General features: G+C 69.1%; 14 protein-coding genes. 7 read left to right on the top strand and 7 right to left on the bottom strand.

Annotated features, from left to right (window positions below):
• Positions 1–3: 3 nt before the first annotated feature.
• Positions 4–1,308, bottom strand: coding sequence for a serine hydroxymethyltransferase (gene glyA, locus JOE30_RS11170; protein WP_204866697.1), 1,305 nt, complete (start codon positions 1,306–1,308; stop codon positions 4–6).
• 23 nt (positions 1,309–1,331) lie between these two features.
• Positions 1,332–2,525: a DUF885 domain-containing protein gene (locus JOE30_RS11165; RefSeq protein WP_204866695.1), complete on the bottom strand. Its 1,194-nt coding sequence runs from the start codon at positions 2,523–2,525 to the stop codon at positions 1,332–1,334.
• Between the two features lie 78 nt (positions 2,526–2,603).
• Here JOE30_RS11165 and coaA point away from each other — a divergent pair, with 78 nt between their 5' ends.
• Positions 2,604–3,536 (top strand): type I pantothenate kinase, encoded by a 933-nt coding sequence (gene coaA, locus JOE30_RS11160; RefSeq protein ID WP_027503933.1) that lies wholly within the window; start codon positions 2,604–2,606, stop codon positions 3,534–3,536.
• A 7-nt stretch (positions 3,537–3,543) separates the two neighbouring features.
• On the opposite strand, the gene JOE30_RS11155 is transcribed toward coaA, so the two are convergent.
• On the bottom strand, positions 3,544–4,311 hold the full coding sequence (locus JOE30_RS11155; RefSeq protein ID WP_204866693.1) for an isoprenyl transferase: 768 nt from the start codon (positions 4,309–4,311) through the stop codon (positions 3,544–3,546).
• A gap of 155 nt (positions 4,312–4,466) precedes the next feature.
• Here JOE30_RS11155 and JOE30_RS11150 point away from each other — a divergent pair, with 155 nt between their 5' ends.
• The 3 genes from JOE30_RS11150 to JOE30_RS11140 are packed head-to-tail and all read left to right on the top strand — an operon-like array spanning position 4,467 to position 7,216.
• Positions 4,467–4,907 (top strand): SRPBCC family protein, encoded by a 441-nt coding sequence (locus JOE30_RS11150; protein WP_204866692.1) that lies wholly within the window; start codon positions 4,467–4,469, stop codon positions 4,905–4,907.
• Positions 4,904–6,505 carry an NAD(P)/FAD-dependent oxidoreductase gene (locus JOE30_RS11145; protein WP_204866689.1) on the top strand — a complete coding sequence of 534 codons (1,602 nt, stop codon included), beginning with the start codon at positions 4,904–4,906 and terminating at the stop codon, positions 6,503–6,505. Before JOE30_RS11150 ends, JOE30_RS11145 begins: the two co-directional genes overlap by 4 nt.
• A 42-nt stretch (positions 6,506–6,547) precedes the next feature.
• The gene (locus tag JOE30_RS11140) at positions 6,548–7,216 is read left to right on the top strand and encodes a hemolysin III family protein (protein WP_204866687.1); all 669 of its coding nucleotides are present in this window, start codon (positions 6,548–6,550) and stop codon (positions 7,214–7,216) included.
• A gap of 7 nt (positions 7,217–7,223) precedes the next feature.
• Here the strand turns inward: JOE30_RS11140 and JOE30_RS11135 are convergent, their stop codons facing one another.
• From JOE30_RS11135 to mca, 3 genes are all read right to left on the bottom strand, one after another.
• Positions 7,224–9,233 (bottom strand): thioredoxin domain-containing protein, encoded by a 2,010-nt coding sequence (locus JOE30_RS11135; RefSeq protein WP_204866686.1) that lies wholly within the window; start codon positions 9,231–9,233, stop codon positions 7,224–7,226.
• Between the two features lie 78 nt (positions 9,234–9,311).
• Positions 9,312–9,551, bottom strand: a complete 240-nt coding sequence (locus JOE30_RS11130; protein ID WP_204866685.1) for a hypothetical protein — start codon at positions 9,549–9,551, stop codon at positions 9,312–9,314.
• Positions 9,552–10,400, bottom strand: coding sequence for a mycothiol conjugate amidase Mca (mca, locus tag JOE30_RS11125; RefSeq protein WP_204870286.1), 849 nt, complete (start codon positions 10,398–10,400; stop codon positions 9,552–9,554).
• A 136-nt stretch (positions 10,401–10,536) separates the two neighbouring features.
• Here mca and JOE30_RS11120 point away from each other — a divergent pair, with 136 nt between their 5' ends.
• From JOE30_RS11120 to JOE30_RS11110, 3 genes are all read left to right on the top strand, one after another.
• Complete coding sequence (locus JOE30_RS11120) at positions 10,537–10,968, top strand: DUF4307 domain-containing protein (RefSeq protein ID WP_204866684.1); 432 nt, start codon at positions 10,537–10,539, stop codon at positions 10,966–10,968.
• 288 nt (positions 10,969–11,256) lie between these two features.
• Positions 11,257–11,751, top strand: coding sequence for a transcription elongation factor GreA (gene greA, locus JOE30_RS11115; RefSeq protein WP_027503942.1), 495 nt, complete (start codon positions 11,257–11,259; stop codon positions 11,749–11,751).
• A gap of 146 nt (positions 11,752–11,897) precedes the next feature.
• A complete protein-coding gene (locus JOE30_RS11110) occupies positions 11,898–12,608 on the top strand; it encodes an FAD:protein FMN transferase (protein ID WP_204866683.1) in 711 nt (236 codons plus the stop codon).
• A gap of 19 nt (positions 12,609–12,627) precedes the next feature.
• Here JOE30_RS11110 and ilvA read toward each other — a convergent pair whose 3' ends face one another.
• Entirely contained in the window at positions 12,628–13,845 is a 1,218-nt protein-coding gene (gene ilvA, locus JOE30_RS11105; protein ID WP_204866682.1) for a threonine ammonia-lyase, read from the bottom strand.
• Positions 13,846–13,866 lie beyond the last annotated feature (21 nt).

The following is a 13,866-nucleotide window of genomic DNA, read 5'->3' as shown; positions in this document are numbered from 1 at the left end:
GGATCAGCCCAGCAGTCCCCAGCCCTCGAGTCCCTCGTACAGCGGGAAGTCGTGGGCGAGCGTGCTGACACGACCGCGCAGATCGTCGGTGGCCTCACCGGTGGCGAGTGCCGTCGCGATGATGTCCGCCACCTCGGTGAACTCGGCCTCGCCGAACCCACGGGTCGCGAGCGCCGCGGTACCGATACGCAGACCGGAGGTGACCATCGGCGGGCGCGGATCGAACGGCACCGCGTTGCGGTTCACGGTGATGCCGACCTCGTGCAGGAGATCCTCGGCCTGCTGGCCGTCGAGCTGCGAGTTGCGCAGGTCCACCAGCGCGAGGTGGACGTCTGTTCCGCCCGTCAGCACCGAGACACCCTTGTCGGAGACGTCGGCGCCGGTCAGTCGCTCCGCGAGCAACGATGCACCGAGCAGGGTGCGCTCCTGACGCTCCCGGAACTCGGGGGTGCCGGCGATCTTGAAGGCGACGGCCTTGGCCGCGACGGCGTGCATGAGCGGACCGCCCTGCTGGCCGGGGAACACCGCGGAGTTGAGCTTCTTCGCCCACTCCCTCTTGGCGAGGATGATGCCGGAGCGGGGCCCGCCGAGGGTCTTGTGGACGGTCGAGGACACGACGTCCGCGTACGGCACCGGCGACGGGTGCACACCGGCCGCGACGAGTCCGGCGAAGTGCGCCATGTCGACCCAGAGCAGGGCACCGACCTCGTCGGCGATGGAGCGGAACGCGGCGAAGTCCTGGTGCCGCGGGTAGGCCGACCATCCGGCGATGAGCACCTGCGGGCGCGCGTGCAGCGCCTGCTTGCGCACCTCGTCCATGTCGATGCGGTGGTCTTCCTTGCTCACGCCGTAGGACTCGACCTCGTAGAGCTTGCCCGAGAAGTTCAGCTTCATGCCGTGCGTCAGGTGGCCGCCGTGCGCCAGGTCCAGACCCATGATCTTGTCGCCCGGGTTGATCAGAGCCATGAGAACGGCGGCGTTGGCCTGGGCGCCCGCGTGCGGCTGCACGTTGGCGAACTCGGCGCCGAACAGCTCCTTCGCCCTGGTCCGAGCCAGATCCTCGACGATGTCGACGTGCTCGCACCCGCCGTAGTACCGACGACCCGGGTACCCCTCGGCGTACTTGTTGGTGAGGACGCTGCCCTGCGCCTGGAGCACCGCGCGGGGAACGAAGTTCTCCGACGCGATCATCTCCAGGGTGTCGCGCTGGCGACCCAGCTCGCCGGCCATCGCCGCGGCGACCTCGGGATCCACCTCGGCGAGGGAGGCGGTGTCGATGTTGGTGGCAGAGACAGGCGCAGCAGTCATGCCGCCGAGTCTAATGCCCGTGATCAGCGCAGCTGAGATGGGATGAGGGGTTCGTCGAGCAGCCGCTCGAAGCGGTCGGCTCGGCCGTCCGCCGAGTCGGCCTGGTGCAGCCACGAGCGCAGCAGGCGATACCCCTCGACGTAGGTGCTGGTGTAGGCACGCCAGAGCGGCGAGGACAGGAACCGCAGCATCTGACGGGCGCGTTCCGGTGTCGCGAGCGACCACTGCCCCAGGAAGGCGGCCACGTCGTCCTGACTGCGGTGCTCGTCGTGCAACAGCAGTGCGGCGTCCTGACGCACCCCCAGCAGCTGTGCCGACGCCGTCTGCAGCGCCTCGGCGCGTTCCCCGTCGAATCGCAGCCCGAGGTCGGCGTAGATCTCCTGCGCCCACACTCCCCAGCCCGGCCCGACGATCGACTCGAGCGCCAGGTCCGCGAGGCCCTCGGCCATCAGACACTGCGGAGTGTTGACGACGAAGAGCGTCTGCTCCGCCTGCCCGGCACCGCGTACCAACCCGGCCTCCTTGCGGCAGTGCTCGGTGTGGTGGCCCGGATACGACTCGTGCGCGATCAGATGGGGCAGATGCGCCATGTGCTGTTTCAGATCCGAGTTGATCGCGACGGTGGACCGGTAGTCGCCCAGGTAGTAGTTGAACCCGGACCACGGCTTGTCGCCCACCACCTCGTAGGTGACCTTCTCGGTGTCGGGCAGCGGATACCGGCCGCGCACCTTGTCGCGCAACGCACTGGAGAACGCCTCGACGCACTCGGCGAGCCGCTCGGGCGGGATCTCGTCGGCCACGCGGTGAGCGCGCACCCGCTCCCCCAACGGCCCCGCCCCGGCCAGCACCTCGTCCATCAGACGATGGGCCTCGCGGTAGTCGTCGGTGTCGCCCGGTGCGATCGCGACGTCGAAGTAGTCGTGCACCTCGTCGACGAATCCGATCTCGTCACCGGCCAACTTCCGCGCCGACGTCTCGAGCGCGCGCAGGTGGACGTCGAGGAACGCGGCGCGGTCCTCGGAGAGCCCCGACGAGGGCAGTTCGGTCCGCAGTTCCGCCGCACGCCGCGCCAGCGCGCGGGGTTCGGGCGGGGGCGCGTTCTCGACCTCGCGTCGCAGAGCGGGGTCGCCGGTGTAGGCGTCGACGAACCCCTCCTCGAGGCGATCGAAGGACAACCCCAGCACCAGGTAGTCGTGGACGAGAGTGTCGGCGTGCATGACGCTCGACTCTAGTCACGCACCACCCGGCTGTCGGTTCGCCGGAGCCACCCAGCACAATTCAGTCATGGAGGCAGCGTGTCCCGAGTGAGCGAGTCGAGTCCGTACGTCGAATTCGACCGTCGACAGTGGCGCACTCTCCGCAACGCGACACCCCTGGTCCTGACCGAGGACGAGCTCACCGGTCTGCGCGGCCTGGGCGAACAGATCGATCTCGACGAGGTCGCGGAGGTCTACCTCCCCCTCGCTCGACTCATCCATCTCCAGGTCGCCGCTCGTCAACGCCTGTTCGCGGCGACGGCCACGTTCCTCGGGGAGAAGACGCCGGACCGCCAGGTCCCGTTCGTCATCGGCATCGCCGGCAGTGTCGCCGTCGGCAAGTCCACCACCGCGCGCGTGCTGCAGGCACTGCTGGCGCGATGGGAGCACCACCCGCGGGTGGACCTGGTGACGACGGACGGGTTCCTCTACTCGTCGGCCGAGCTGGTGCGTCGAGGAATCATGCACCGCAAGGGTTTTCCCGAAAGCTACGACCGGCGCAAGCTCCTGCGCTTCGTCACCGAGGTGAAGTCCGGCGCTGAGTCCGCCCGCGCACCCGTGTACTCGCACGTCTCGTACGACATCGTGCCGGGCAAGTACACCGAGGTGCGCCAGCCGGACATCCTCGTCATCGAGGGACTCAACGTCCTGCAGACCGGTCCGCGCCTCATGGTCTCGGACCTCTTCGACTTCTCCATCTACGTCGACGCCCGCATCGAGGACATCGAGAAGTGGTACGTCGACCGCTTTCTCGCCCTGCGCTCCACGTCGTTCGCCGACCCGGCCTCGCACTTCCACCACTACTCGGGACTGTCCGACGAGCACGCCAGGATCGCGGCCGCGGACATCTGGCAGTCGATCAACCGGCCCAACCTGGTGGAGAACATCCTGCCGACGCGCCCCCGCGCCACCCTGGTGCTGCGCAAGGACGCCGACCACACCATCAACCGTCTACGCCTGCGCAAGCTGTAGCTCTCGCTCAGGTACCGAATCTCCGGTGCCGCGCGGCGAAGTCGCGCAGCGCGCGCAGGAAGTCGACACGGCGGAACTCGGGCCAGTAGGCCTCGGTGAACCAGATCTCCGAGTACGCGCTCTGCCACAGCAGGAACCCGGACAACCGCTGCTCCCCCGACGTGCGGATCACCAGATCCGGATCCGGTTGGCCCGACGTGTAGAGGTGCGAGTCGATGCCCTCCACGGTGACCGAGCGGAGCAACTCCTCCCCGTCGGCACCGTCGGACAACCGTTCCGCGATGAGCGACTGCACGGCGTCGGCGATCTCCTGACGGCCGCCGTACCCGACCGCGACGTTGACGTGCGTTCCCGAACGACCTGCCGTGCCGGCGGCGGCTTCCTTGAGGCGGCGGGCGGACTCGGCGGGAAGCAGATCCATCGTGCCGACGATCTTCACGGACCAGTTCTTTCCCGGTCCGCTGATCTCCTCGACGACATCGGTGATGATCTCGAGCAGCGAGTCGAGCTCGTCCGGTGACCGGCGCAGGTTTTCGGTGGACAACAGGTAGATGGTCGCCATCTCGACGCCGGCCATGTCGCACCACGTGAGCAGCTCCGCGATCTTGAGCGCGCCCATCCGATGCCCGTGGCTGACGTCGGTGAAGCCGTTCTCCCGAGCCCAGCGACGATTCCCGTCGCACATCACGGCCACGTGCCGAGGGTGCTGAGCGCCCTCGAGCTGACGCAGCAGGCGCCTCTCGTAGAGCGTGTACAGCAGACCGCGAGCCTTCACCCAGCTCCCCACTTCGACAGAATTGTTCAGCAGGTGATCACCCTACGCCCGCAGTACGACGCGATCGGCGTGACCGACTCGTCACCGCGCCCCATGATGGTTCCGTGGCGTACGGGGTACCCGGCACCGACCGCACACGAGAGACAGGAGCAGTCATGACTGTTGTCCGGGACACCACGGCGAGCGTCGATGCCGTGTGGAACGTGCTCTCCGACGGGTGGAGCTACGCGACGTGGGTGGTGGGTGCCTCGCGCATCCGCGCCGTCGACCCCGAGTTCCCCGCACCCGGTTCGCGGATCCACCACTCGGTCGGACTGTGGCCCGTCGTACTGAACGACGAGACGCGGGTTCTGAGCATGACGGAGGGACGCGAGGTGACACTCGAAGCGCGCGGGATGCCGGCAGGCAAGGCGACGATCGTCCTGCGCCTGACGCCGCGAGGCTCGGGGTGCCGGATCGAGATGATCGAACACGCCCGGACCCTCCCGTTCTCGCTCGTTCCCGAGTCGGTCCAGCACGCACTCGTGTATCCGCGCAACACCGAGGCGACGCGGCGACTCGCGCTGCTGGCCGAGCGTTCCGCGGTTCCCCGATGACCACCACGACGGTGGACGCCGTCGTGATCGGAGCGGGTCACAACGGACTCGTCACAGCCTCCGTGCTCGCCGACGCAGGATGGGACGTCGTCGTCCTGGAATCTGCCCCGGTGCCCGGCGGCGCAGTGCGCAGTGCCGAGCTCACCCCGGGATACGTGAGCGACCTGTTCAGCGCCTTCTACCCCCTCGGTGCGTCGTCCCCGGCGTTCACGGCGCTCGAGCTCGACCGCCACGGGCTCCGCTGGACCCACTCACCCGTCGTCTTCGGTCACCCGCGCTCGCCCGACGACGAGAACGCCCCGGTGGTCCACCACGATCCCGAGGACACCGCCGCCATGCTGGCGGAGCACGATCCGCGCGACGGCGAGTCGTGGATGTCCGTGGTGGATCAGTGGAACCGGATCCGCGATCCCCTGCTGCACTCGCTGTTCGGCAGCTCCTTCCCACCGGTCAAGGGTGCCGCGACACTTGTCCGTCGCCTCGGGACCGCGGAGACGCTGCGGTTCCTGCGTTTCGCGGTGCTCCCCGCCCGAGCGATGGCGCACGAGTTGTTCCACAGCGAGGCGGCGCGGTGCCTGCTGCTCGGCAACGCCATGCACGCCGACGTCCCCACCGACGCACCCGCGAGCGGCATCATGGGCTACCTGCTGACGATGCTCGCGCAGGACGTCGGCTACCCCGTCCCGGTCGGCGGTGCGCAGGAGCTGACCAGCGCGCTCGTGCGCCGCGCCGAGAGCTCCGGGGCGCGGGTCGTCTGCGGTACCGAGGTGACCTCGATCGACGTCTCCGGCGGTGTCGCCCGCGGCGTGCGGACGGCAGGCGGCGACACGTACGTCGCACGACGCGCCGTCGTCGCCGACGTGTCCGCTCCCGCGCTGTACGGCTCGCTGCTGCCGCGCGACGCGGTTCCCGCGCGGGTGCACGCCGATCTCGAGAAGTTCGAGTGGGACACCCCGGTGGTGAAGATCAACTACGCGCTCGACTCCCCGATCCCGTGGCGCTCGAAGAGTCTGAACGAGGCCGGCACGGTGCACGTCGGCGCCGACGACGACGGTCTGGTGCGGTGGAACGCCGACCTGGTGACGGGCCGCATCCCGGAGCGGCCGTTCATGCTGTTCGGTCAGATGACGACTGCGGACGCCACCCGCTCCCCGGCCGGGACGGAGAGCGCGTGGGCGTACACACACCTCCCCCGCGGTGTGACGGACGACGCCTCGGGCGACCTGCTCGCCGAGCGGGTCGACACCGTCCTCGAGGAGTACGCGCCCGGGTTCGCGGCGTCGATCGTCGGCAAGCACGTTCAGCGGCCGGGCGACCTGACAGCGGACGACGCCAACCTGTTCGGTGGGGCGGTGAACGGCGGAACGTCACAACTGCAGCAGCAGTTGGTGTTCCGGCCCGTTCCCGGACTCGGACGTGCGGAGACCCCCGTCGGTAGGTTGTTCCTGGGGAGCGCGTCCGCCCATCCGGGCGGCGGCGTGCACGGGGCACCGGGACTGGCCGCGGCGAGGGCCGCATTGGCGAGCGACGGTGTGCGCGGATGGGTTCACCGCAAGACGATCAGCGCACTCATGGATCTGACTCTCGGCGACCGCTAGTTTCACCACGGTCGGATCACGAACCTACGGTACCGTAGGTTCGTGACTGTCTTCGGGCTCGACGAACTGCCGGTGAAGCCGCGCATGCGCGGATGGATCCACCTCTACGCCTTCGGCGTGTCGGTGGTCTGCGGGATCGTGCTCGTGGTGCTCGCCTACTCGGCGGTGTCCGTCCGGGCCGGCCTCGCGATCACCGTCTACGCGGTCGCGACGTGTGGTCTCTTCGGTGTGAGCGCGACGTACCACCGCGTCCACTGGCAGACCGTGCGCAGCCGGACGTGGATGAAGCGCGCCGATCACTCGATGATCTTCCTGTTCATCGCCGGCAGCTACACGCCGTTCGCGGTGCTCGGGCTGCCGAGCCGCACCGGAACCCTCGTGCTGATCGTGGTCTGGACCGGTGCGCTGGCCGGGGTCACTCTGAAGATGCTGTGGCCCACGGCCCCTCGCTGGCTGGGCGTGCCCCTGTACCTCGTGCTGGGCTGGGCCATCGTGCCGGTCGCGGGCGAACTCACCCATCGTGTGGGCGTCGGACCGATGGCACTGCTGGTGGCCGGCGGCGTGTTCTACAGCATCGGCGCGGTCCTCTACGCCACCAAGTGGCCCAACCCCTGGCCCACCACGTTCGGCCATCACGAGTTCTTCCACGCCGCGACGGTCGTCGCCGCGGTGTGTCACTACATCGCCGTGTGGCTGGTGCTCTTCACCTGATCCGGCGTCACCGGACCAGCAGTGCGGTGAGGTCCTCGGGGTCGGTGACCGGTCGGTCGCACACGAAGCCGTGACACACGTACGCGGCCGACTCGCCGCTCACCAGCGGGCGATCCGCGAGCAGCGGGACCGAGTCGGGCGGACCCGCGACCACCACCGTGCCGCCGGCGGCGACGCGGCGGGCGGTGCGTACGAGGTCGTCGTCGACCGACTCCGTGGCGATCGCCACCTGCACCGGTCCCGCCACCGCGGCTTCCGCGACGGTCAACCAGTGGCCGGCTGACCGGGGTGCCCGCTCGAGCAGGATCGACGCTCGCGCCAGCGACCTGTCCGCCGCCGCACCGAAGCGCGAGGAGTTCTCGCTGGACGCGGCCACCGTCAGCAGAGCCTCGGTGATCAGTGCCGCTCCGGACGGGGTCGCGTTGTCGAGTGGATCGCGAGGCCGGGTCACGAGCGTCTCCGCGTCGTCGGCGGTGTCGAACCAGCTGCCCGGCTGCTCAGGATCGGCGAAGTGGTCGAGCGCGACGTCGAGTACCTCCTCCGCCGCCGTCAGCCAGCGTGCCTCCCCGGTCGCCTGGTGCAGCGCGGCGAGAGCGACGGCGAGTGCGCCGTGATCCTCCGCGATAGCCGCCGCATCGCCCACGACACCGCCCAGTGACGCACGCCGTAGTCGGCCGTCGACGCGGTGCAGGTCCAGGATGCGGTCCGCGCAGCGTGCTGCCGCATCGACCCAGTTCCGGTACCCCAGCGCGGCGCCGCCCTCGGCCAGCGCCGTGATCGCGAAGCCGTTCCAGGCGGTCACCACCTTGTCGTCGCGCCCCGGCTGAGGACGCGTGGCCCGCGACGCGGCAAGGGCGGAACGCACACGCGCGAAACGTTCGGGGTCCGTCGGTTCGGCCCGCAACTGCAGCACCGACGCACCCTCCTCGAACGTGCCCGTGTCGGTCACCCCGAACACCTGTGCGGCCATGGCTCCGTCCTCGGGGCCCAGCACCTCGACCAGCTGCGCGGGTGTCCACGCGTAGGTCAGTCCCTCCACTCCGTCGGTGTCGGCGTCCAGGGCCGAGGCGAAGCACCCGTCGTCCGTGCCGAGATCGCGCAGGAGGAAGTCGGCGGTGTCGACGGCCACACGATGAGCGAACGCATCGCCGCGGCGCGCCAGGTGAGCGTAGAAGCGCAGCAGCAACGCGTTGTCGTAGAGCATCTTCTCGAAGTGCGGCACCACCCAGTCCGCATCGACGGAGTATCGCGCGAAACCGCCCCCGAGCTGGTCGTACATCCCGCCGCGGGCCATGGCGTCGGCGGTACGGCTCACCGCGGCGCGCGCGGGTTCCGACCCGGTGCGCTCGACGTGACGGAGCAGACCCTCGACGAGAGACGACGGCGGGAACTTGGGGGCTCCACCGAAGCCGCCGCGCGGCACGTCCTCGTCCGCCAGGACGCGCGCCACCGCCTCGTCGAGCAGGGCGGCGTCGACGACGCGGTCGCCCTCCGGGATGCCCGCGGCGGTCCTGCGCAGTTCCGCCACCACCGATGCCGATGCCTGCTGCACCTCGCCCCGACGGGTGCGCCACGTCTCGGAGATGGCCTCGAGCAGCTGCGTGAACGACGGCATTCCCTGGCGAGGCGTGGGCGGGAAGTAGGTGCCGCAGTAGAACGGTTCCGCATCGGGGGTGAGGAACGCCGTCATCGGCCAGCCGCCCTGACCCGTCATCGCGACCGTCGCGTTCATGTAGACGGCGTCGATGTCGGGGCGTTCCTCGCGGTCGACCTTGATGCACACGAAGTTCGCGTTCATGATCTCCGCGATCGCGTCGTTCTCGAACGACTCGTGCGCCATCACGTGACACCAGTGACACGCCGAGTAGCCCACCGACAGCAGAACCGGGACGTCTCGTTCGCGAGCCCACGCCAGAGCATCGTCGCCCCACTGCTGCCAGTGCACGGGATTGTCTGCGTGCTGGCGTAGGTAGGGGCTCGTCGAGTCGGACAGGGTGTTGCGCTCACGGGTGGCCACCCCTGCAGTGTCCCCCGTGACACCGACCGCAATCACCGCTCGGGTCGGAAGCCTCTCACCGCTCGGGTCGGAAGCCTCTCACCGCTCGGGTCGGAAGCCTCCGCGGTCCGTGCCCTCGTCCGCCGCCTGGTCCGGCGTCGGATCCTCCGGCTCGAAGGACGCCGGAAGCTTCTTGAAGTGCGCGTTCATCGACCGCACCAACAGGGCGGTACCGATGAGCAACAGCACGATGATGACGAGACCGACGGGTGACGCCTTACCGAACTCGGGCCCGGTGTTGTTCTGCGCCAGCATGATCGACGCGCTGAGCACGGTCATCTAGGACTCGATCCCGGCGAACAGGTCGGTCTCGGGCAGCGACGTGCGCACGCGGGTCCGCGCCAGCTCGTACTCCTCGGTCGGCCACAGCTTCTTCTGCACGTCGACCGGGACCGCGAAGAAGCGGCCGTTGGGATCGATCTGGGTGCGGTGCGCACGCAGTGCGTCGTCGCGCTGCTGAAAGTAGTCGGCGCACTCCACCTGGGTGGTGACGCGCTCCATGATCTCGCCGCGATCCTTCGGCCACTGTGCGAGCCACTCGGTGAACGGCCCCTCCTGACCGGCGGCGATCATCTCGTCGTCGAACAGCTGCATGCGCTGACGGATGAAGCCGTGGGAGTAGTACAGCTTCGAGACCTCCCATGCCTCGCCCGTTCCGGGCAACTGCTCGGGATCGCCGGCCGCCTCGTACGCGGCGACCGACACCTCGTGGCAGCGGATGTGATCGGGGTGGGGGTAGCCACCCTTCTCGTCGTAGGTCGTCATGACGTGCGGCTTGAAGTCGCGCACGACGCGCACCAGAGCCTCGGTCGACTCCTCGAGCGGGACCAGCGCGAAGCATCCCTCGGGAAGGGGCGGCAGCGGATCGCCCTCCGGCAGACCGGAGTCGACGAACCCGAGCCACGTCTGACGCACCCCGAGAATGGCTGCGGCAGCAGCCATCTCCTCCTTGCGCACGTCGGACATGCGCTCGCGCACACCGGGGATATCCATGGCCGGGTTGAGGATGTCGCCGCGCTCACCGCCGGTGAGCGTGACCACCAGCACCTCGTTGCCCTCGGCCGCGTACCGCGCCATGGTGGCGGCGCCCTTGGAGGACTCGTCGTCGGGATGGGCGTGCACTGCCATCAGTCGCAGTCCGCTCACGTGTGCCTCACTTCAACTATCGATGGTGCTCCGGTTCCGGTCCGGGCACCTCCAATAGTTCCACTTCGTCCGGTACCCCGCCGAGGCGGGACCGGGTCCGCGGGTAAGTTCGACGGCGATGTCCACCACGCCGCAGAGCCTCCCCGAGGGTCGCTACCCCACCAGTCGGGGAATCGCTCCGTCCCGTGTCCTCGCCGTGGCTCTGACGCTGCTGGTCATCGCGCTGGGCGTGGCTGTCGCCTACCTCGGATACACCAAGTTCACCACCCCCGACGTGGACGGGACCATGGTGTCGTTCGACATCGTCGGCGAGGACCGCGTCGACGTGCGTCTGAACGTGACCAGGGACGACCCGTCGCAGCCCGCGGTCTGCATCATCCGATCTCGATCGCGCGACGGGACCGAGACCGGGCGACGCGAAGTGGTGATCCCGGCGTCCGAGAACGGCACCGAGGACGTCCGCAGCTTCGTGATCACCTCGGCCGCGCCGGGCCTCGCCGACCTCTACGGATGCAGCCTCGACGTGCCGGAACATCTCACACCTCGGTGACCGTCGGGTGCCGACCAAGAAACCGCGAAGTTCTTTCGTGGTAAAATCAGTTCGTACACGGCTCACCCAGTGGGGCCGTGTATTGCTGCATTGACGGGCGTAACGCGAGCACTCGAACCAAGGGCCGTTCGCGATGACCTCGTTCCGCCCCGGCGGAACGCCCTGCTCGTGACCGAGCTCGCGCACCAGCGCGGGCTCTCTTTCACGTGTGGGCTCGGTGACACCACCGCACGCCGCCTACGAATACCGGAGCCGAACGGCTCTGAAGAACACGAGGGAGTGATCGAGATGAGCGAGACCCAGGTGACCTGGCTGACCCAGGAGTCGCACGACAGGCTCAAGGGCGAACTCGACCAGCTCATCGCCAACCGACCCGTCATCGCCGCGGAGATCAACGAGCGACGGGAAGAGGGCGACCTCAAGGAGAACGGTGGATACCACGCCGCCCGCGAGGAGCAGGGCCAGCAGGAGGCGCGTATCCGCCAGCTGCAGGAGCTGCTGAACAACGCCAAGGTCGGCGAGGCTCCCACCCAGTCGGGCGTCGCGCTCCCCGGGTCGGTCGTCAAGGTCTACTACGACGGTGACGAGTCCGATTCCGAGACGTTCCTCATCGCCACCCGCGAGGAGGGCGCACGGGACGGCAAGCTCGAGGTCTACTCCCCCAACTCGCCCCTCGGCGGCGCGTTGATCGACGCCAAGGTCGGCGACACGCGCGAGTACTCGCTGCCCAACGGCAAGACCATGAAGGTCACGCTCGCGAGCGCAGAGCCGTACCACAACTGACCTCGTACGACGCATGTCCGTTCGGCCCCGTACGTTCGCGTACGGGGCCGAACTGCGTTGTCCCATCCGTGTGGCCGCCGGGCTCGAAGCCCTCGTGTAACGGGCACGCGCTCGCCGAGCGATGAACGCCATGGAGGTGCCACCAGATGAGTCTCGCCACGAAGGCATTCGCAGGGTTCGACATCGACGACCGCCACGTGCGGGTCGTCGTCACCGACGCCGCCGTGATCACCGACGCGGCAGCCGCGGCGCGCACCGCCCTGGACTCGTGGCTCGACATCGTCTCACTCACCCGTACGGACTCCGAACTGCAGCGACTGAACCGCTCCTTCGGCCGGACCGTGCGCGTCTCCCCTGCCCTGGCGGACCAGGTGCGTCACGCTCTCGCCGCCGCAGTTCTGACGGCCGGCGCCGTCGATCCACTTCGCACCCCGGGCACGGACACTCATGCCGCCATCGAGATCGACGGTCTCGGCGTGCGTCTTCCCGGCTGGGCCACAGTCGATCTGGACGCGACAGCGCTCGCCGTCGTCGTGGAGCGCATCGCCGCGGCGATCGCACACCGCTTCGGCTGCGGCGCACTGGTGTCGGTCTCCGGCGCGAACTCGGCCGACACCCACATCGCCGTGGCCGGGACGGAACCCGTACAGGGATGGCAGATCTCGGTGATCGACGGCTCGACCGAACGCCTCGTCCCGATCGCCTCGGGAACCACGGTGGTGACCAGCACGGCCACCACCACGGCCACGGTGGCCGCGTCCTCCCCCGTGGTGGCGGCCGCGCTGTCGCGCGCCGCGGCAGCGGGCTCCGACACGCTGGTCGATCGCGCCTCGGCCGCGGTCTTCATCGCGGCCTGATCACTCCTGAACTGTCTGATCACTCCTGGACTTCGGCCTCGTATCCGGCGGCCGCGAGACCCGAAAGCACGGCCGCACGGTGATCCGGGCCGCGGGTCTCCAGGGTCATCATGATCTCCACCTCGTCCATCGCCAGCCGCCCTGCCGTGCGCGCGTGCACCACGTCGACCACACTCGCGGCGGTGTCGCGTGCCACGCCGAGCACCCCCACCAGGCCGCCCGGGCGGTCGGGAATGACGATGCGCACCGTCAGATATCGACCCGCCGCCCGCAACCCGTGCGCGACGACGTGTGTCAGCAGGAGCGGATCGATGTTGCCGCCGGACAGAACGGCGACGATCGGCCCGTCACCGTGGAACTGCTCGGGGTGGTCCATGAGCGCAGCGACGGCCGCCGCTCCGGCGGCTTCGACGATGAGCTTGGCGCGCTCCATGCACAGCAGCAGCGCCCGCGACAGCGCGTCTTCGCTGACGGTGATCACGCTGTCCACCATCTCGGTGACGTGTGCGAAGGGAACCGCTCCGGGACGCCCCACGGCGATGCCGTCGGCCATCGTCGACATCCGTTCGGCGGAGATCGGCATGCCGGCCTCGAGCGAACCGGGCCACGCGGCGGCCTGTTCCGCCTGCACCCCGACGATGCGAATGTCCTTGCCGCTCAACGCGACGGCGGCAGCGATGCCCGCGACGAGACCGCCGCCGCCGGTCGGCACCACGATCGTGCCCACATCGGGCATCTGGTCGAGGATCTCGACACCGACGGTGGCCTGGCCCGCGACCACGTCGATGTGATCGAACGGGTGAATCAGCACGGCGCCGGTCTCGTCGGCGAAGGCCATGGCCGCGAGGAGCGCCTCGTCGATGGTGGTGCCCACCTGGTGAATGGTGGCCCCGTACGCCTTGGTGGCCACCAACTTCGGCAGCGGAGCACCGTTCGGCATGAACACCGTCGACGCGGCCCCGAGTTCCGACGCCGCCCACGCGACGCCCTGCGCGTGGTTGCCGGCACTGGCCGCGACCACCCCGCGAGCGCGCTCCTCGTCGGTCAGACCGGCGATGCGGTTGTACGCACCCCGCGGCTTGAACGATCCGGTGCGCTGCAGGTTCTCGCACTTGAGCCACACCTGACGGTCGGTGCGGTCGGACAGGACACGGGACGCCACGAGGGGTGTGCGGCGCATGACCGGGGCGAGCAGCGCGGTGGCGCGATCCAGCCGATCGGCGGTGAGGAGATCCATGGCTGGAACCCTAAACCCGAA

This window comes from Rhodococcus sp. PvP016, from assembly GCF_017832185.1.
GTDB lineage: Bacteria > Actinomycetota > Actinomycetes > Mycobacteriales > Mycobacteriaceae > Rhodococcoides.
This window is presented reverse-complemented; position numbering and strand designations above follow the sequence as displayed.